The following is a 17500-nucleotide window of genomic DNA, read 5'->3' as shown; positions in this document are numbered from 1 at the left end:
AAACCAACAAGTCATGTGATTGCCGCCACAGTTCGGAACCGTTTTGCGTCTAGGGTTGCGCTGACACAAAGATTCGATCCGGGGGTCGAGCGCATCGGCCCCGCACACACGCTTGAGGAGCATGACATGGCCCGTCAGACCTGGACTATCCATGACCTTGCCGGATGTGGGGCGCTGGCTTTTCGCAGGCTTGCCGTCCTGACGGCGCTCACCGCCGGAACCGCGACGGCTGCGCTTGCCGCTGATCCGGTCGCGATGGTTCTGGACCGTTCGGAAGGCGTGAACGCCACCGCCTTTGCCGAGCTGATGCCGGGCGACGAGATCGCGCTGGGCACCGGCGGGCACGTCGACCTGCTGGATTACACCGCCTGCCGCGAGGTCCGCATCACCGGCGGCAGCGTCACCGCCACCAGCGGTGGCCTGGTCGTTGCCGAAGGCGAGGAAAAGGAGCTGCGGCCGGGCAACTGCCTGAAGCAGGAGGCGAGCAACGCCGGGACCGACGGCGGCAAGGGCCTTGCCGTGACCATGCGCGGCCTCATTCCGGAGAACAAGGTGGCGGCCTCGTTGATGCTGCGCTTCGGCGACGACCTGAAGGAGCGCTACGACAGCGTCTTCGTGTCCGTCGATGGCGGCGCGCCGCAGGAGTACAAGCTCGACGACAAGGTTCTGGCCGAGATGCCGGACCTGGCGGCGGCGATGGCCGGCAAGACCACCGATGCCAATGGCGTGCCGATCGAGCTGGTGTTCAAGCCGCGGGCCGGGACCGGCGAGGCGGAAGTGCGCCAGTTTACGCTGGATCCGCTTGAAGTGGGCCGGGAAACGGCGGTTGTCGTCGTGAAATGAGCGAAGCCGCGCGGGCCGCGTCCGCAGCCAGTGAGCGCCGGCGTCTGAAGGCCGCGGTGATTGTCATCGCGGTCATCGCCGGTGTCTTGGCTGGCGTGGGCGCGATCCGGGCGCTCTGGGAGGGCTGGATCGGCGACCGGCTGCTGCAGGTGCGCGCCATGGTCACCGAGCTGCCGCAGGACCGCTTTCCGGTCGCCGTTGTCGGTCTCGACCAGGCGTCGCTGTCGTCCCGCCGGCTCGAGGCCATCCCGCGCGTGTTCATGTCCCAGGCCTTTGCCAAGGCCGGAGATGCCCTGTTCGAGGCCGGCGCCACCGCAATCGGCCTCGATTTCGTCTTTGCCTTTTCCGCCGATGCCTTTGCCGATCCGCAGACCGGGGAAGCGCGCCTGCGCGGCTATGACCGGCTGTTCCTGCGCTTCCTCTACGAGAACCGCGGCCGCGTCGTGGTCGCCCGCACCTCGACCGGCGTGCCCCACCGCTCGATCTCGGCAGCCGCCGGCAGCGAGGGCGTGCGCTCGACCGAAATCCTCACCGACAACGACGGCGTGGTGCGGCGGCATCAGCCGCAGCTGCCGCTGAACACCTCGCCCGCCTTCGTCGACACCATGCTCGGGCTGGCCGGGGCAGAGGTCACCACGACCTACATGCCGATGCCCGGTGCGCGGCTGGCCACCTCCATTCCCTATCTGTCGCTGCTGGACGTGCTGGACCTGATGGACCGGCCGGACGGGGCCGAGCGGCTGCGCGAGTTCGCAAGCGGCCGCGTCATCCTGTTCGGCTCGACCCTGCCCAACGAGGACGAGCACCTGTATCTCGACCGTTTCCTGCCGCGCGAGACGCCTGCCGGAGAGATCGAGGGGGCCTCCGGCCGTCCTCCGGTGCGCACCGCCACGAGCGGCGTGTTCATCCTGGCCGACCTGATCGGGTCGCCCCTCGTCGACCGGACGGTTGCGGAAGCGCCGCTGGCGCTGGTCGGAGGTCTGATCGTGGTGTTTGCGCTGGTCGGCGCGCTGGCCGGCCTGTCGCTGCCGCTGCCGGTGCTGCCGCTTGTGGTGCTCGGACTGCTGGCAACCGGCTTTGGCCTCGCCTTCGGGGTGCTGATGGCCGGCTGGACGCTTCCCGCAGGCGCAGCACCGACGGCCGGGTTCATTGCATTGATGGTCGCCGGTGTCGCCCAGGTGGCCGTGCTGAAACGGCGCGAGCGCGAGCTGGTCCGCCTGTTCGGTCATTACCTGTCGCCGCAGGTGATCCGGACCATGGCCGAGGAGGAGCGCCTCTCCGACCTTGGCGGCGAGACGCGCAAGGTGGTCGTCGCCTTCATCGACATCGTCGGCTTCACCCGCATGTCCGAACGCCTGCCAGACCGGGAGGTGGTCAAGGTGGTCAACACCGTCTTCGATGCCATCGGCACCGAGATCACCCGCTCGGAAGGCTACATCGACAAGTACATCGGCGACGCGGTGATGGCGGTCTGGAATGCCCCGAACGATGTGACCGACCCGGAGGCGCGCGCCGTCGGCTGCGCGCTGGCCGTCATCGACCTGCTGCCGGAGCTGCGCCGCCGCACCGGGCAGGCCGGGCTGGACCTGCGCATCGCGCTCAACGCCGGTCCGGCGCTGGTGGGCGACATCGGCGGCGAGACCCGCCGCTCCTTCACCGTCATGGGCACGACCGTCAACACCGCAAGCCGGATCGAGGGCATTGCCAAGGAAGCCGGCGTCCGTCTGGCCTTCACCGGACCGGTGGCCGAGGCCTTGCCGGCCGACTGGGCGCAGCGGCTGCTGTGGCGCGGCCAGCTGCGCGGCCTCAGCACGGAAACGGTGGTCCACACGCTCGACGACGGCAGGCTGTGGCTCGACGGGTCTGGCCCGGCGCTGTCGCTGGTGCCCGAGGACGCGGAGCCCGAGGACAGGGACCCGACGAGCGACGCGGCAGGTCTGGTGCCCGCCGCACGCGCGCGCCTGCAGCCCGGGGCCCGCTAGCCGTCAGGCGTTCCCCGTCAGGCGACCGCCCTCGGTGGGGCGCCCTTCAGATGGTCATTGGGAAGCGTTCGCTGGCCGTCGTTCGCTGGCCGTCGTTGGCTGGCTGTCGTTGGCTGCGCGGAACGGCGTCAGGACCCGCTCTCGCCTGGGCCCCGCGCGGCGACAGACGCTGCAGCAGGGTGTTGCCGCTGCACGCGAGACACCTGGCTGGCTCCGGCCTGCCCGTGCGGTCGGCCGGCGGGTCCGGAGGGGATGGTCAGCGCCCGAGCGCACCGCCCAGCACGCCGCCGATCACGCCGCCGATGAAGGCCGCGCCATCCGCGCCGATGCCGGCACCGTCTTCTGCCGGCGGCAGGGGCGCGCCCTGGTCAGGCAGCTGGCGCGGGGCACTGCGGGCATCGCGGCGCTCGCCCTGCTCAACCCTGAACCGTTCGGTCGCGGCCAGAAATGCCTCCTCGGTCTCCTCCACGAGCATCGCGTACTGGGCGTCCGTGAGGGTTCCGGTCGGGATCTCGCCTTGCGCTTCCTGCCAGGCGCGAATGCCGGCGCGGGTTCGGGTGCCGAAGGCGCCGTCCGGTCGGCCGACGTCATATCCGGCCAGATTGAGCCGGAACTGGACCTCGCGGCGGCGCGTCTGGCTCCAGGCCTGATCGTCGCCACCCGCCTCGGCCGCCGGGGCCTTGCGCGGGGCGCTGTTGCCGTCGCCGAGGGCTGCGACCTCCACCTCGGCCTCACCGCCCGCCGCCTGATCTGCCGCCGGATCCGCTACCAGAGCGGTCCCTGCTGCTGGTGCAGACGCTGCCGCGGCGGCGGTCTCGGCCGGGGCTGCGGGCGTCTCCGTGCGGGTCGTCTCGGCCACGGAGGTGCTGCCCGACAGGCGATTGATCTGGTTGCGGGCGACCTCGGCGAAGGTGCCACCCGGATAGGCGGCAAGATAGGCGGCGTAGTCGCCGGCGGTGCCGGCGGCCTGCGCCGCATCCCACAGCGCCTTTTCCTTTTCCCAGGCGATCTGGCTGGCGGCGGCCGGAACGCTGCCGGAGACGGCCGCAGGCGCCTGCTCCGGCGTCGCGGCAACCGCAGCGGTCCCGGTGGAGCGGTTCAGATAGACCTCACCGATCAGCGAGGCATTGACCCAGGGCCGCTGCCGCTCGCCGGTGTCGCGATACACGTCGCCGGTGACGCGGGTCATCACGTTCTGGATCGGGGTGTCGGGCGCATCGAGATGGCGCAGCAGGGCGGTGGTGAAGGGCGAATTGGAGCCCGCCCCATCCAGCGCCACGTCACCGGGCGAGGTGGCAAAGGCAATGACCGAACCCTCCGCGCCGCTGTCCTCCATCTTGATCTCGGCAAGACCAAGGCCGACGGCGGCCGAGCGGCTGGGGCTCATGCTGCGGGCAAGCGTCCGCGCCAGCGGATTGTCGCGGCAGGCGTCGAGGAACACCATGCGCACCTTCACGTCATTCGACATCTGGCGCAGCACGAAGTCGGCCGAGATGGTCTCGAAGTCGAGCGCGGTCTCGTCGGCAAACTTGGCGTCGATCGGGATCAGGTAATTGACGCCGCCCACCTGCATGCCGTGACCGGCATAGAAGAGCAGGGCAATCTCCGCCCCCCGGGCCTGCCGGGCGAAATCGGCCACGGTCCGGCGCATGGCGGCATAGTCGAGATCGTAGCCTGCGACCACCTCGAAGCCGAGCTCCCGGAGCTTGGCGGTCATCGCGCGAGCATCATTGGCCGGATTGGGAAGCGGCACCGCATGGGCATAGGCACCGTTGCCCATGACGAGGGCAACCCGCTTGGCCAGCGCGGGCGAGGCGCCGGCGACCAGCAGGATGAGGACGGCGAGGGCGCGCGCAATCATGTCTTGCCTCCTCCGGGCATGGGCGGGCGAACGCGATGGCATGCCTTTTTCTGCCATGCGGGGCCCCATCATACAAGAAGGCCGCATCATCGGTCAGATGATACGGTCTCAGACGACTGACAAATTTCGGAGTTTCGAAAGTTTGCCGTCATTCCGGACAAGGTGAGCGCCCAGCGAACCGCAGATCCGGAATCCAGGACGTCTGTGCGAGCGCAAGCGAGCCCAAAACCAAGTCAACTCGATACGTCTTGCGACCGGCAGGTGTGTCGCGCTTCGCGCGGCTGATATCTGGATCCCGGCTCGGCGCTTCGCTCACGCTCAGCTGGGCCGGGATGACTGTGAGCAGGTTTGTCAGCAGTCACAGGCCGCATCATCGGTCAGATGATACGGCCTGTCCGTCGTGCACATCACGAGGCGCGGCTTTTCAGCGGAAATGGCAACTCACGCTGCCAAACGGACCGAAGTCGGCATGGATCGACGCGCCGTGCGGGGCCTCGACCGGACGGATGAAGGATCCGGCGAGCACCACCTCTCCCGCCGACAGGCCCATGCCATACTGGGCCAGACGGTTGGCAAGCCACGCGATGCCGCGGGCCGGGTTGTTGAGAACGCCGGCGCCGAGGCCGGTTTCCTCGACCTCGCCATTCCGCGAGACAATCGCCCCCATCCAGCGCATGTCGACCGCATCGGGCCGCATCGGCCGGCCACCCAGCACGTAGCCGGCATTGGCGGCGTTGTCGGAAATCGTGTCGACGATGGTGCGGGTCTGCTTCGTCTGAGGATCGACCCGGACGATGCGCGTGTCGAGGATTTCCAGCGAGGGCGTGATGTAGTCGGTCGCGTTCAGCACGTCGAAGACGGTGACATCCGGTCCCTTCAGCGGGGCCTTCAGGATGAAGGCGATCTCCGCCTCGATGCGCGGCTGGATGAAACGGTCCTCGGGGATGACCGAGCCGTCCTCGAAGGCCATGTCGTCGAACAGCACGCCCGAATCCGGGATGTCGATGTTGAGCGCATATTGCATCGCCTTGGAGGTGAGGCCGATCTTCCAGCCGGTCACCTTGCGCCCGGCCGCCAGCTTGCGCTTCACCCAGGCGGCCTGGACCGCGTAGGCGTCGTCCATGGTCATGCCGGGATGCTTCAGGGACAGGAGCCCGGTCTGCACCCGGGTCCGCTCGGCCTCATCGAGGGCAGCGGCGGCGGCGTCGATTTCGGCGGCACTCAGCATCAGATCACCTCGTCGGCAACAGGGTTGGTCAGGGTTCCGAGCCCGTCCGCGCTGACCTCGATCACATCGCCCGGCTTCAGCCAGATCGGCGGATCGAAACGTGCGCCGGCGCCGGTCGGCGTCCCGGTCAGGATGACATCGCCCGGCAGCAGCGTGGCGAAAGTCGAGATGTAGGCGATGATCTTGCGGAAGGAGAAGATCATGCGGCTGGTGCGGTCCGACTGGCGCAGCTCGCCGTTCACCCGGGTCTCCAGCGCGATGTCGGCAATCTGCGCCTCGCTGGTGAAGGGCACGAACCAGGGGCCAAGCGACCCGGAGCGGTCGAAGTTCTTGCCCTGCGTCACGTTGAACTTGGCGTGGCGGACCCAGTCGCGCAGCGTACCTTCGTTGGCAAGGCTGAGGCCGGCGATGTGGGACAGGGCATCCCTCTCGGCGATCCGGCGGCCCGGCTTGCCGATGACGATGACGATCTCGCCCTCGTAGTCGAGCTGATGCGATTCCGGCGGGCGGATCAGCGGCGCGGTGTGGCCGGTGAAGGACGAGGAGAAGCGCACGAACAGGGACGGATTCGACGGTGCGGCCTGGCCGTCCTTGTACTCCTCGTTGCGGTCGGGGAAGTTGACGCCGACGCAGATGTACTTGTCTGCGTCGGTGACGGGGAGGTCGAAGCTGAGACCGTCGAGAGCGAGGTCCGCCGGCAGGCCGGCTGCCTCGTCAACCAGCCGGGACAGCGCGCCGTCGGCGAGCACGCGGCTGAGGGTCGGCCAGCGGGCCCCGAACCGGGCGCTGAGGTCGACGACACCATCGCCGTTGACCAGACCGTAGCGGCGCTGGCCATCCTTGTGAAAGCCGACGAGGCGGGGAGAGGGCAGGGCGATGGTCATGGCGTCATCTCCTCACGGGGCCACGATCGGCTGGGCGTCCAGCGTGGCGGCAACGGGCTCGACGCCGGCAAAGAGGCTGCCTTCCTCGAACCAGGACTTCGGCGCGGGCGCCCCCCAGAGCGTCTGGCGCTGCGGGTCCTTCAGGTCCCACTTGATCGGCTCCAGATCCGGATCGACCGTCTGGTAGTCGGAGCAGTAGATCTCGATGCGGTGGCCATCCGGGTCGCGGATGTAGAGGAAGAAGGCGTTGGAAATGCCATGCCGGCCCGGGCCGCGCTCGATGTTGGCGAGATAGCCGGTGGTGGCCATCAGGTCGAGCAGGTCGATGATGTTGAGCGGCGTCGGCACCCAGAAGGCGGTGTGGTGCAGGCGCGGGCCCCGGCCGTTGGTGAAGGCGATGTCATGCACGCCGCCCTTGCGGTGCGTCCAGGCGGCCCAGAGCTTCTTCGAGACCTCGTCCTCGGTGTATTCCGTCACCCGGAAGCCGATCTCGTTGTAGAAGGCAACGCTCTCGTCCACGCTCGGGCTGAAGCAGTTGAAGTGGTCGATGCGCAGCGGCTTCACGCCCTTGTAGAGGGCGTATTGCTGATGGATCGGCGGCAGCCGGTCCATGCGGGTGTAGAATTCCAGCGGAATGCCGTGCGGATCCTGCGTGCGCAGCGTGCGCGACTGGTAGGGCCGCTCGACCCACTCCACCGGCAACCCTTTGGCCTTGAAGAAGCGCTCGGCCCTGGCAAGGTCATCCTCGTCAAAGAGCTTGAAGCCCAGCACGTTGGCGCGCGCGCTCTCGCCCTTCTTCAGGATGATGCAGTGGTGGCCGCGCTCTTCCAGGGCGCGCAGGTAGATCTCGCTGTCGGTCTCGTCGGTCACCTGCAGGCCGAGCGTGTCGACGTAGAAGGCACGCGAGGCAGCAAGGTCACGAACGGTGAATTCCACATGGCTGAGCCGCACGATGTTGAAGGGCGGGTACAGGTTGGGCGCAGGAATGGGCATCGGGTCCTCCCGGAGGCAGTCCGGACTGTTCTGTTCAGGGCGTAAGCGGGGTCAGCCGCCGAGTTTGGGGATGGCATGGGCCACTGTGGCAAAGGCGATGTTCTTGGTTTCCATGTAGAAATCGAAGGACCAGTCGCCGCCGTCGCGGCCGATGCCGGAGTTCTTGACGCCGCCGAAGGGCGTGGGCAGATGGCGGACGTTCTCCGAGTTCACCCAGATCATGCCCGCCTCCAGGCCCTCCGAGAAACGGAAGGCGCGGGTGACGTCATTGGTCCAGATGTAGCCGGTGAGGCCGTATTCGACGTCATTGGCAATCGCGAGGGCTTCCTCTTCGGTCCTGAACGGGATCGCGGTCAGGACCGGGCCGAAGATTTCCTCCTGCGCGATGCGCATGGACTGGTTCGCGCCGGTGAAGAGGGTGGGGGCAACATAATGCCCGCCGGCGAACTCGCCGCCGAGCTTCTGGCCGCCGACGGCAAGGGTGGCCCCGTCTTCCCGGGCGATGTCGAAGTAGGACAGAACCTTCTTCTCGTGCACCTCGTGGATCAGCGGGCCGATGACCGTCTGCGGATCGAGCGGGTGGCCGACCTTGATGCGGGCAGCCTTCTCGGCAACCCTGGCGACGAAGGCGTCATGGATGCTTTCTTCCACCAGGAGGCGGGAGGAGGAGGTGCAGCGCTCGCCGTTCAGCGAATAGATCATGAAGACGGCGGCATCCGCTGCCCGCTCCAGATCGGCATCGGCGAAGACGACGACCGGGTTCTTGCCGCCAAGCTCGAAATGGACGCGCTTCAGCGTGTCGGAGCCCTGGCGCATGATCATCGAGCCGGTGCGGCTTTCACCGACAAAGGCGATGGCCTTGATGTCCGGGTGCATGGTGAGCGCCTTGCCGGCGTCCTCGCCGAAGCCGTTGACGAGGTTCCAGACGCCCTTCGGCAGTCCGGCCTCCTCGGCGATCTCGACCAGCAGACGGGCGGTCAGCGGCGAGAATTCGGCCGGCTTGTGGACGACGGTGCAGCCGGCAGCCAATGCCGGTGCGATCTTCCACGTGGACAGCATGAAGGGCGTGTTCCAAGGCGTGATCACGCCGACCGGTCCGATCGGATGGCGGGTGGTGATGTTCACCTGGCCCGGCGCCTGGATCGACTGGCCGTCGCGGGCTTCCGGGGCCTTGTCGGCATAGAAGCGGAAGTTTTCCGCTCCGCGCAGCGCTGCCTTCGACATGAAGCGCAGCGCCTGGCCGGTGTCCATGCATTCGGTGAAGGCAATCTCGTCGGCGCGGGCAACGATGCCGTCGGCGATCCTGTGCAGGATCTTGCGCCGGTCGGCGCCGGAGAGGGCAGCCCAGCTCCTGAACGCCGCCTTGGCCGCCCTGGCTGCCTTGTCGATGTCGGAGGCACCGCCCCTGGCGACCTTGGCCAGCAGCCGGCCATCGGCCGGAGAGCGCGTCTCGAAAGTCTCGCCGCTGTCGGCCGGACCCGACACGCCGCCGATGTGGTTCAGCACGCCATCGCGGGCAAAGCGGGCAAGATACCCCTCGGCGCGCGCAAGGTTCTGTTGCAGGTCACTCATGGACGCTCCTTCCCGGCAGTCCGCAGCCGCGGGTGCATGGTGTTTCTCTTCCAGCTCAGGGCCGGATCGATCTCGACAATCTCCAGGGACAGGGCGAAGTGGGCCCCGCTGAGAAGCGGGGAGAAGACCGCGGCTGCCGCGGCGAAGATCGCCTCGCCGGCAGCCGTCTTCTCCTCCGCGCTGCGCCCGACACCGATCCGCAGCACGAGGTCGACGAAGGCATTCTCCGGCAGCAGGTCACCGATCGCCGCCGCATCCGCCTTCAGCGCCCGCACACGGATCGCCCCCAGCTCGAACAGGCCGGTGGCCAGCATGGCGGCATGGAGGGCCTGACAGGCCGCCGTCATGTCGACGGCCGCCGGAACGGGGCCGCCGTACTGCAGGATGAGGTGAGGCATGCGCGTTATCCCTGTTGGTATTTAACATGTTAAATATAGATCCGCCGGGGCGTCAAATGATTTATAGGCAGGGAGACGCGCAAGGAGAGACGGACGCGCGGCGTCCGAAGGACAAGGCAAACCGCCGAGAGGGCTTGATGAATCCGGACGGAAGCACAGACGACGACGGGTCGCGGACAGGCGCCGCAGGCCACCTCAGGGCAACACGCCGTTCACTCCCGATCGCCTTGCTGCGCGCGCGGGAAAGCGTCATGGCCCATTTCCGGCCCATGCTGACCCGTCACGACCTGACGGAGCAACAGTGGCGGGTGATGCGCGTGCTGGCGGAAGACGGCGAGCTGGATGCAACCCAGCTGGCGGCCCGCGCCCTGATTCTCGCGCCGAGCCTGACCCGGATGATCCGGTTGCTCGAGCGGCGCGGCCTGATCCTGCTGCGCAAGGACACGGAAGACGGGCGCCGCACGCTGGTTCGGATCGCGCCCGAGGGGCTTGCGCTCATCGACCGCATCAGCCCGGAAAGCGCGGCCATCTATCGCATGCTCGAGGACCGCTGCGGCGGCCCGGAGCTGGATGAGCTCATGGATCGGCTCGAACGGCTGATCGGGCACCTGGGCCAGCCCGAAGCCCCGCCGGAAGACTGATCGTCCGCGAGAGCGGGCCCGCCCGGACCGAGATGGACTGGAGAGCTGGTCCGGACGCATGCCCGGGGCAGGCGATGCCGGCACGCTGGCGCGGCTGCCGCTGCGGCCAGGGGACTGGCGCGGACCGGGGCGATCCTCACTCCTCTGCGTCCTCCTCGCCGGCCTCCGCGCTGAGACGCGAAACTCGGGGCAGCACTGACCAGACGACCCGTGCCGTCTCCTCCGCACCGTCTCGGGCGTGACGAGACCAGATGCAGCACAACATCAACACGCTGGTGTAACAGCTTGCTGCAACTTGGCTTTTGGTTTGGGAGGCAACCGGCTCTGCCGGGAAGCGAGTGGTACGCCCAAGGGGAATCGAACCCCTGTTTTCGCCGTGAAAGGGCGACGTCCTGACCGCTAGACGATGGGCGCTTACTCGGTGCGGCCCGTGTGGGCCGCGTCGTGTGAGGAGGCTTATAGGCAGATTGCGCGGAGCTCGCAAGAGGGATCTTGCATGGTTTTCCACAGGCTGGATGACGGCCCCGCGAAAGATTCATCACGGGCCCTTGAGCGCCCGCAGAAATCCTCGGTCCGGCCGGATGACCCTCCGGCCGGACCGCGTCTCGTCGGTTTACCAGGTGCCGGTGTTGGGCATCGACGCCCAGGGCTCGGCCGGTGCCTTGGCTTCGCCCTTCTGCAGCAGCTCGATGGAGATGCCGTCCGGGGACTTCACGAAGGCCATGCGACCGTCGCGCGGCGGGCGGTTGATGGTCACGCCCTTGGCCATCAGGTCGGCGCAGAAGGCATAGATGTCGTCGACCTCATAGGCGAGGTGGCCGAAGTTGCGGCCACCGGTGTAGGTCTCCGGATCCCAGTTGTAGGTGAGCTCCAGCAGCGGTGCGGCGTGGGCGCGGCCGCTCTCGACGTCCTCGCGGGCCGCAAGGAAGATCAGCGTGAAGCGGCCTGCCTGGTGCTCCATGCGGCGCACTTCGGTCATGCCCATCTTGTTGCAATAGAAATCAAGCGATTCATCGACATTGGTCACGCGGACCATCGTGTGCAGATAGCGCATCTTGTCTTTCCGGGCTGGCGCCGGGGCTTGCATCGTCGGGCCAGGACGGCGGAAACTGCCCCATCGACAGACGGACAGGGCCGCAGACCCATGACAAGCCGATCCGGCGCGGGGCGAATCGAGGATGTGAAGGAAGCCAGCGCCATGCTGGCCGACCTGTTTGCCCTGAACGGGCGCGTGGTGGTGCTGACCGGTGCGGGCCTGTCCACGGAGTCGGGCATTCCCGATTACCGGTCGCCGGGAGGCATATGGTCCACCCACGCCCCCATTCAATACCAGGCCTTCGTGACAGACAAGGCGGCGCGGCTGGAAGACTGGCGCCGCCGCTTCCAGTTTCACGCCGAGTTCACGGCGGCGGCGCCGAACGCGGCGCACCGGGCGCTGGCGCGGCTGACCGGGGAAGGGCGCATCGGGCTGGTGGTGACGCAGAACATCGACGGCCTGCACCAGCGCGCCGGGCAGGCGGCCGGGACCCTGATCGAGCTGCATGGCAATGGCACCTATGCCCATTGCCTCGACTGCCGGCATCCGGCCGGGATACCCGCGCAGCAGGAGGCGGTGGCCGCCGGACGAAGCCCGCGCTGCGCGGCCTGCGGCGGTCTTCTCAAGGCCGCTGTCGTCAGTTTCGGCGAGGCGATGCCGCAGGACAAGCTGGCGCGCGCCGTTGCGGCAGCCCGGCAGGCCGACGTCTTCCTGGTGCTCGGGTCCTCGCTAGCTGTCCACCCGGCGGCGACCCTGCCGGAACTCGCCGTTGCGGCCGGGGCCGATCTCGTGATCGTAAATCGGGACCCCACGCCGCTGGATCATCTTGCCAGCTGCCTGATGGCAACGCCGCTGGCTGCGACATTTGCCGCTTTTTCTGGCGAGAGCTGATGCGCCGCAACAGACCGAGCTGTGGTTAGTTAACAAAATCCTCTGGTGGAGGGGGTTGCCGGTGTTATCCTTTTATTAGGAATCAGCGAGGCGGTGAGTCGGCAAACCGACCGTCCAGCTGAGAGAGGCGGCGTAAAGGATGGGGCGTTTGACGATGGGGGGTAAAGCGGCACAGGATCCCCGATTGATCGAGGCGATGGCGGATGATGTCGCCGTCGATCTGATCGAGGTCGCGGGGACCATCAAATGGTTCGACATCGCCAAGGGCTACGGTTTCATCGTGCCCGACAACGGCCTGCCGGACATCCTGCTTCACGTTACGTGCCTGCGCCGCGACGGCTTCCAGACCGCCTATGAAGGCGCCCGGGTGGTGTGCGAGGTGCTCGACAAGCCGCGCGGGCTCCAGGCCTTCCGCATCCTGTCGATGGACGAATCGACGGCCGTGCATCCCTCGCAGCTCCCGCCGTCCCGGACCCATGTGCAGGTCGTGCCCGAAACGGGGTTCGAGCGCGCAACGGTCAAGTGGTTCAACCGGGTCAAGGGCTTCGGCTTCCTGACCCAGGGCGAGGGCTCCGAGGACATCTTCATCCACATGGAGACGCTCCGCCGCTTCGGGCTCACCGAGCTGCGCCCGGGCCAGGACGTGCTCGTGCGCTTCGGCATGGGGCCCAAGGGGCGCATGGCGGCCGAGATCCGTCCGGTCGGCACCGGAACCCACATTCCCGCCTCGCACTGACCGCCGGGTCAGCGCCGGGCGCGCGTCCATCATCACAAGAGGCCGGGCCAGCGCCCGGACCTTCAGGTCTGGCCGTGTCCGGCCAGGCAACGGCCCCGGCTTGCCCGTGTCTTGCTTCCCTGTCCCGCGGTCTGCCCGGGAGATGATGCGAGGGAAGGGCGGCTCAGGAGTCTCACGACAGCGTCCCGCGCCGGCCCCGCCGGCTGGCACGGGGCAGGACAGCAGGGGCCGTGCCTGTGTTGCCCATCCCGTTCCGGCACCGCCAAGGCGACCGGACCGAAGGTCGGCGTCACGCTTCTGCAGTCCGATCTTGTATCTTGCGTTTGTCCAGGGGGACTGAGTCATGCGTATCACCCGCTTCACGGCGCCGACCCGCGCCCTGACCGTCCGAAGCCGTCAGGCTCCGGCGGCTTCCTGGCGTGAGTCGGCAGGAATAGCCGCCCGCGCCGTCATCCTTGTGGCGATCGTGCTCTTCGGCGTCCTTGTCAGCCGGGTTGCGCGTGCCGAGGGGCTGCCTGTCGAGACCGTCACGATCGCGACAGACGCCGGAGCGGTCGCCTTCCGCGCCGAGGTCGCCGCGACCGAGGAAGACCGGGCGACCGGCCTGATGAACCGCCGGGAGCTGGCGGCCGACGCCGGCATGCTGTTCATCTTCGAGGATGAGGGCGAGCGCTATTTCTGGATGCGCAACACCTACATCTCCCTCGACATCATCTTCATCAGCGCCGCAGGCCAGATCGTCTCGATCGCGCCCTCGACCGAGCCCTTGTCCGAACGGATCATCCCCTCCGGCGGGGCAGCGCGCTTCGTGCTCGAGGTTGTTGCCGGCACCAGCAGCCGTCTGGGCATCCGTCCCGGCCAGACAGTGACATCGCCCAGCATCGCCGCCCGCTGAGACTTGCACGGCAAAGCCAATAGATGTATCGACAAACCGGCCGGGCCAAGCGCCCGCAACCAGTCGTCGGGGTATAGCGCAGCCTGGTAGCGCATCTGCTTTGGGAGCAGAGGGTCGCAAGTTCGAATCTTGCTGCCCCGACCATTCTTCCGCTCATCAGCGCATCTGCTCCCAAAGCAGAGGTGCGGCCCGCTCCGCCAGCGGACCATCCCCGGACGACCATTCGCGAACGACCATCCCCGAGGGACCATCCCCGAGGGACCATCCCCGGAGAGCCATCCGGATCTGCCGGACAGAGCCTGCGCGCGTCCTTCGGCGCAGCCGTTTTGCTTTCCAGCGCGCCACCACCTGTTCCACAGTCGGTCCGCCCGGGCAACGCCCGGGCTAACAGACTGGAGGCATTCATGGTTTTGGAAAGAAGCGATGTTCCCACCCTCGACGTGGCCTGCGCGCTCGGCCGCCTTGCCGATGCGCTTGCGGACGCCGGGCTGACCCTTGCCGAAAGCGCCGATTTTGCGGCCTTTGCAGCCGCCGCCGAGGCAAGCGAGGACCGCTACCTGATGGAAGACTTCTCGCCGAAGTTCTTTGACCTGCATGCCGACACGGGCTTCTGGATCGCCGCCCGCGATGCGGACGGGCAGGTCGCCTCGCTGCAGGCCGCCAAGATCGAGACCCTGCGCGACCGGTCGCTGGCCGCTCTCTGGCAGCAACAGCAACGCCGGATCTTCGTCGATCCTGCCAATGGCGCCGCGAGGCTCGGCGAGGCCCATGCGGTCGACGCCTTCGCCCTGACGGGGCGGATCGTCTATCACGGCAATCTGTGGCTGCGGAAGGATCTGCGTGGCCGGGGCCTTGCGGAGAAGCTCACGCAGACCGGCTTCCTCGTCGCCTTGCTGAAATGGCAGCCCGACTGGCTCTATGGCCTGATGGCAGAGGCCAATGCACTGAAGGGCTTCGGGCTCAGGGTCGGTTACCGTCGCTTCGCGCCGCGCGGCACCCACTGGCTTGGCGCACCGGCCCATATCCGGCCCGACGACTGGCTGGTCTGGTCAAGCCGGACCGATCTGGTCACGCTGGCCCGGACCCTTGCCGGTCGATCTCCTGGATGAGCCCGAAATAGGCGCAGAAGCGGTTTGTCGCGCCGGCACGGGGCTTCAGGGCCACGATCAGCCGCTCGAAGGCAACATCGACCAGGCGCCCGTCGAGGTCGATGCGGGTCCGGGCGTAGCCATAATAGGCCCCGCGCTCGAGGGCGAGGCGGTAGCCGTCGGCGGCAGCCGCTTCAAGCCCCGGGTCCGGGGTCCTAAGGCCCGCGTCCTGGCTGCGGGTCCACTCGTCGCCGAACAGCTGGCGCTGGGAACAGGCATGGCCGACGTAGAAGATGGGCGGCGGCGCATCGGGGCCGGCCGCATCCGAGCACAGGCTGAGGTAGGGCAGGTGGCGACGCAGCCGGCTGTCGGCGATTCCGTCGGCCGCGCGCATGTCCTCAAGGAACCGGGCCAGCCGCGGGTCAGCAAGGCCCCGATCAACTGCATCCAGTCCAAGATCAGCAAACATGTAGGTCGGGCGCGCCAGCATGAAATCGATTGCAACTCTGGTCTGTCTTGCAGGTCAGACCAGTCTGGCCATTCCCTGTCTGGCGCAGAATGCCGGAATTCGCGCCCTGAGGAAACGGATTTCGAGCGGTACGCACCTCAGGCCGCCGCTCAGGAGCGGGTGGTGAAGGCGCGCAGCAGCAGGTCGATGATGTCGAGAAACTGATCGCGCGCATCCGGCATCAGGTCGCCGACGTGCTCGACCTGATAGTCGAGCGTGAGAATCATGTCCCACATGTCGCCGAGCCCATGCGCATCGACCGCCTGGCGCAGTCGGTGGGCCCGGGCGTTCGTCGGCGTGGCATGCTCGTGCTCATAGTGGCTCATGCGCGGCAGGATCATTTCGGGCCGAGGTCCTGGATGTCCGGTTGGCTGTCCGGCCAGTGGCGGGGATCACTGACCGGACAGCGGTCCGGGCGATTAATTTATGGAAACACAATAAATCCAAGCGGGGCGGCGCGAAAGCAATCGGCGGTGCAAGCGAGATTGTATCTTGCCGAAGGGCGCCGGCGCCCGGGCCTTGGACACGGCCGCCGGTGCCCCGCGCGGCGAAGCTTGCGGCCGGGCGGAGGGCCGCGACACCCGCGCCTGCGCCAGGCGGGCGACCGGCGACGGGGCGAGGGGGCTTGCCTGTGCGGTCGCCGCTCAGGCGGTTGACAACCGGCCCGAACACGCGGAAAACGGGGCGAGTTCTGGAGGTCCGCACGGGCAATGCCTCGTCATGCCCGCGACGACCTGACCGGATGATCCAGGCAACATCGGGACACGCCACATGGTTGCGCGCATCTATCGACCGGCCAAGACGGCCATGCAGTCCGGCAAGGCAAAGACTGAACGCTGGGTGCTGGAATTCGAGCCCGAAGTGGCGCGTTCTGTCGAACCGCTGATGGGTTACACCTCGTCTTCCGACATGAAGCAGCAGATCCGGTTGTATTTCGACAGTGCCGAAGAGGCCGTCGCCTACGCGACGCGTGAGGGCATTCCGCATCGGGTCGAGCAGCCGAAGGAGCGTGTCATTCGCGGCGCGTCCTATTCGGACAACTTCCGCTTCGACCGTTCCGCGCCCTGGACGCACTGATCGCCTGCCGGGCTGGCCCTCCCTGCCAGCCCTATCCACCGGCCGATGGCCGGTCAGGCCCCGTAGCTCAGCTGGATAGAGCACTCGCCTTCTAAGCGAATGGTCGCAGGTTCGAATCCTGCCGGGGTCGCCAATACCTGTTCCAAGTGGAAATAATCAGAAACAGTCGCCCGGCCCGTGCCGGGGACACCCGTGCTTGTCCGGAGTGTCGTCCGCGCCCGGCTGCGGTCCATGCTGCCGGGTGATCTTCGGCCGGCGAGCGGGCCGCGGCGCCCCGGCCATGCCAGCGACCCTGCCAGCGCCGGCGCCCCTCTCTGGTCCGGCGACGGGGAGACGAACAGGCAGTGGCGGCAAGGGCCCTGCGAAGGGCAGGACGCACCCTCTGCAGCAGCTTGGCGTGAAATCATGGATGGCTGTTGAAAAATCAGCCGGATGATATCCACAGTTAAACCGGGATCTCAGCTTGGTCCCGGCCTCAAACGCTCGAAGAGGCATGGTCGTCGGAGCCGGTCGGTGCGGGCTGGGCGATCAACGGAGCGCACAGGCGCGCAGCCCGCTGATTCGGCTCCGCGCGACATGGGCGCCTGACCCTGACCCTGGCCCTGGCCCTGGCGCCGGCGTGAGGACAGCGACGCCCCGAGACTTGTGCCGTCACCCGCGCGGACGGCGATTGTCCCTTGCTCCGGCGGCGCTCAGGTGCGCGAGTTTCGAGACATCTTCAGAAACAAATCCCGCGATCCGCTGCGTCCCGCTCCTCGCCGGAACGGCCGAAACCGGCTCGACCGCGCCGCCGTCATCCTGCGGAGCGGAGCAGCGCCAGATCGAGGCCGGGACCGGATCGACGCCGGGACAGGGAGCGGGAATGAT

At 67.6% G+C, this 17500-nt stretch carries 17 protein-coding genes and 3 tRNA genes; 10 read left to right on the top strand and 10 right to left on the bottom strand.

Annotated features, from left to right (window positions below; all coding sequences use genetic code 11):
• Window positions 1–126 precede the first annotated feature (126 nt).
• Both GWI72_RS07490 and GWI72_RS07485 read left to right on the top strand, forming a co-directional pair.
• Window positions 127–843, top strand: a complete 717-nt coding sequence (locus GWI72_RS07490; RefSeq protein WP_208995670.1) for a hypothetical protein — start codon at window positions 127–129, stop codon at window positions 841–843.
• Entirely contained in the window at window positions 840–2825 is a 1986-nt protein-coding gene (locus tag GWI72_RS07485; RefSeq protein WP_161708256.1) for an adenylate/guanylate cyclase domain-containing protein, read from the top strand. The genes GWI72_RS07490 and GWI72_RS07485 overlap by 4 nt, the downstream gene beginning before the upstream one ends.
• 256 nt (window positions 2826–3081) lie before the next feature.
• On the opposite strand, the gene GWI72_RS07480 is transcribed toward GWI72_RS07485, so the two are convergent.
• The 6 genes from GWI72_RS07480 to GWI72_RS07455 form a co-directional block, all read right to left on the bottom strand.
• Window positions 3082–4686, bottom strand: a complete 1605-nt coding sequence (locus tag GWI72_RS07480) for a caspase family protein (protein ID WP_161708255.1) — start codon at window positions 4684–4686, stop codon at window positions 3082–3084.
• Between the two features lie 424 nt (window positions 4687–5110).
• Complete coding sequence (gene hpaH / locus GWI72_RS07475; protein ID WP_161673406.1) at window positions 5111–5914, bottom strand: 2-oxo-hept-4-ene-1,7-dioate hydratase; 804 nt, start codon at window positions 5912–5914, stop codon at window positions 5111–5113.
• The gene (locus GWI72_RS07470) at window positions 5914–6798 is read right to left on the bottom strand and encodes a fumarylacetoacetate hydrolase family protein (RefSeq protein ID WP_161708254.1); all 885 of its coding nucleotides are present in this window, start codon (window positions 6796–6798) and stop codon (window positions 5914–5916) included. The genes hpaH and GWI72_RS07470 overlap by 1 nt, the downstream gene beginning before the upstream one ends.
• A gap of 12 nt (window positions 6799–6810) precedes the next feature.
• Entirely contained in the window at window positions 6811–7791 is a 981-nt protein-coding gene (gene hpaD / locus GWI72_RS07465; RefSeq protein ID WP_161708253.1) for a 3,4-dihydroxyphenylacetate 2,3-dioxygenase, read from the bottom strand.
• A gap of 51 nt (window positions 7792–7842) precedes the next feature.
• Window positions 7843–9363, bottom strand: coding sequence for a 5-carboxymethyl-2-hydroxymuconate semialdehyde dehydrogenase (hpaE, locus tag GWI72_RS07460; RefSeq protein WP_161708252.1), 1521 nt, complete (start codon window positions 9361–9363; stop codon window positions 7843–7845).
• Window positions 9360–9761, bottom strand: coding sequence for a 5-carboxymethyl-2-hydroxymuconate isomerase (locus tag GWI72_RS07455; protein WP_161673399.1), 402 nt, complete (start codon window positions 9759–9761; stop codon window positions 9360–9362). Before GWI72_RS07455 ends, hpaE begins: the two co-directional genes overlap by 4 nt.
• Window positions 9762–9898: 137 nt before the next feature.
• On the opposite strand from GWI72_RS07455, the gene hpaR reads away from it, so the two are divergent.
• Window positions 9899–10402 (top strand): homoprotocatechuate degradation operon regulator HpaR, encoded by a 504-nt coding sequence (gene hpaR, locus GWI72_RS07450; RefSeq protein ID WP_161673397.1) that lies wholly within the window; start codon window positions 9899–9901, stop codon window positions 10400–10402.
• A 339-nt stretch (window positions 10403–10741) separates the two neighbouring features.
• Here the strand turns inward: hpaR and GWI72_RS07445 are convergent.
• Together GWI72_RS07445 and GWI72_RS07440 are read right to left on the bottom strand one after the other, a co-directional pair.
• Window positions 10742–10816: transfer RNA gene (locus GWI72_RS07445), tRNA-Glu, on the bottom strand.
• Between the two features lie 199 nt (window positions 10817–11015).
• Window positions 11016–11456, bottom strand: a complete 441-nt coding sequence (locus GWI72_RS07440) for a VOC family protein (protein WP_161708251.1) — start codon at window positions 11454–11456, stop codon at window positions 11016–11018.
• A 90-nt stretch (window positions 11457–11546) separates the two neighbouring features.
• Here GWI72_RS07440 and GWI72_RS07435 point away from each other — a divergent pair, with 90 nt between their 5' ends.
• The 5 genes from GWI72_RS07435 (at window position 11547) to GWI72_RS07415 (ending at window position 15069) form a co-directional block, all read left to right on the top strand.
• Complete coding sequence (locus tag GWI72_RS07435) at window positions 11547–12329, top strand: SIR2 family NAD-dependent protein deacylase (RefSeq protein WP_161708250.1); 783 nt, start codon at window positions 11547–11549, stop codon at window positions 12327–12329.
• Window positions 12330–12483: 154 nt separating this feature from the next.
• A complete protein-coding gene (locus tag GWI72_RS07430; protein WP_161708249.1) occupies window positions 12484–13065 on the top strand; it encodes a cold-shock protein in 582 nt (193 codons plus the stop codon).
• A 343-nt stretch (window positions 13066–13408) separates the two neighbouring features.
• Window positions 13409–13960, top strand: a complete 552-nt coding sequence (locus GWI72_RS07425) for a DUF192 domain-containing protein (RefSeq protein ID WP_161673389.1) — start codon at window positions 13409–13411, stop codon at window positions 13958–13960.
• 67 nt (window positions 13961–14027) lie between these two features.
• Window positions 14028–14104, top strand: a tRNA-Pro gene (locus GWI72_RS07420).
• Window positions 14105–14364: 260 nt separating this feature from the next.
• Complete coding sequence (locus GWI72_RS07415) at window positions 14365–15069, top strand: hypothetical protein (RefSeq protein WP_161708248.1); 705 nt, start codon at window positions 14365–14367, stop codon at window positions 15067–15069.
• Here GWI72_RS07415 and GWI72_RS07410 read toward each other — a convergent pair.
• Window positions 15029–15538: a hypothetical protein gene (locus tag GWI72_RS07410; protein ID WP_161673385.1), complete on the bottom strand. Its 510-nt coding sequence runs from the start codon at window positions 15536–15538 to the stop codon at window positions 15029–15031. The genes GWI72_RS07415 and GWI72_RS07410 overlap by 41 nt on opposite strands.
• 128 nt (window positions 15539–15666) lie before the next feature.
• Window positions 15667–15882, bottom strand: a complete 216-nt coding sequence (locus tag GWI72_RS07405) for a hypothetical protein (protein ID WP_161673383.1) — start codon at window positions 15880–15882, stop codon at window positions 15667–15669.
• Window positions 15883–16327: 445 nt separating this feature from the next.
• Here GWI72_RS07405 and GWI72_RS07400 point away from each other — a divergent pair, with 445 nt between their 5' ends.
• Together GWI72_RS07400 and GWI72_RS07395 are read left to right on the top strand one after the other, a co-directional pair.
• Window positions 16328–16633, top strand: coding sequence for an ETC complex I subunit (locus GWI72_RS07400; RefSeq protein WP_161673381.1), 306 nt, complete (start codon window positions 16328–16330; stop codon window positions 16631–16633).
• A gap of 56 nt (window positions 16634–16689) precedes the next feature.
• A tRNA-Arg gene (locus tag GWI72_RS07395) sits at window positions 16690–16766 on the top strand.
• Window positions 16767–17500: the final 734 nt, after the last annotated feature.

Origin of the sequence: Pannonibacter sp. XCT-53, assembly GCF_009915765.1 — a bacterium.
GTDB classification, from domain to species: domain Bacteria; phylum Pseudomonadota; class Alphaproteobacteria; order Rhizobiales; family Stappiaceae; genus Pannonibacter; species Pannonibacter tanglangensis.
Note: the sequence above shows the minus strand (reverse complement) of the source record. Positions and strands in the feature narration are given on the sequence as shown.

Coding starts and splice junctions, on each gene's coding strand:
- GWI72_RS07455 (WP_161673399.1), bottom strand. CDS start 9,761: ATGCCTCACCTCATCCTGCAGTACGGCGGCCCCGTTCCGGCGGCCGTC.
- GWI72_RS07480 (WP_161708255.1), bottom strand. CDS start 4,686: ATGATTGCGCGCGCCCTCGCCGTCCTCATCCTGCTGGTCGCCGGCGCC.
- GWI72_RS07415 (WP_161708248.1), top strand. CDS start 14,365: ATGGTTTTGGAAAGAAGCGATGTTCCCACCCTCGACGTGGCCTGCGCG.
- GWI72_RS07485 (WP_161708256.1), top strand. CDS start 840: ATGAGCGAAGCCGCGCGGGCCGCGTCCGCAGCCAGTGAGCGCCGGCGT.
- GWI72_RS07435 (WP_161708250.1), top strand. CDS start 11,547: ATGACAAGCCGATCCGGCGCGGGGCGAATCGAGGATGTGAAGGAAGCC.
- hpaD (WP_161708253.1), bottom strand. CDS start 7,791: ATGCCCATTCCTGCGCCCAACCTGTACCCGCCCTTCAACATCGTGCGG.
- hpaH (WP_161673406.1), bottom strand. CDS start 5,914: ATGCTGAGTGCCGCCGAAATCGACGCCGCCGCCGCTGCCCTCGATGAG.
- GWI72_RS07425 (WP_161673389.1), top strand. CDS start 13,409: ATGCGTATCACCCGCTTCACGGCGCCGACCCGCGCCCTGACCGTCCGA.
- GWI72_RS07405 (WP_161673383.1), bottom strand. CDS start 15,882: ATGAGCCACTATGAGCACGAGCATGCCACGCCGACGAACGCCCGGGCC.
- GWI72_RS07470 (WP_161708254.1), bottom strand. CDS start 6,798: ATGACCATCGCCCTGCCCTCTCCCCGCCTCGTCGGCTTTCACAAGGAT.
- hpaE (WP_161708252.1), bottom strand. CDS start 9,363: ATGAGTGACCTGCAACAGAACCTTGCGCGCGCCGAGGGGTATCTTGCC.
- GWI72_RS07430 (WP_161708249.1), top strand. CDS start 12,484: ATGGGGGGTAAAGCGGCACAGGATCCCCGATTGATCGAGGCGATGGCG.
- hpaR (WP_161673397.1), top strand. CDS start 9,899: ATGAATCCGGACGGAAGCACAGACGACGACGGGTCGCGGACAGGCGCC.
- GWI72_RS07490 (WP_208995670.1), top strand. CDS start 127: ATGGCCCGTCAGACCTGGACTATCCATGACCTTGCCGGATGTGGGGCG.
- GWI72_RS07410 (WP_161673385.1), bottom strand. CDS start 15,538: ATGCTGGCGCGCCCGACCTACATGTTTGCTGATCTTGGACTGGATGCA.
- GWI72_RS07440 (WP_161708251.1), bottom strand. CDS start 11,456: ATGCGCTATCTGCACACGATGGTCCGCGTGACCAATGTCGATGAATCG.
- GWI72_RS07400 (WP_161673381.1), top strand. CDS start 16,328: ATGGTTGCGCGCATCTATCGACCGGCCAAGACGGCCATGCAGTCCGGC.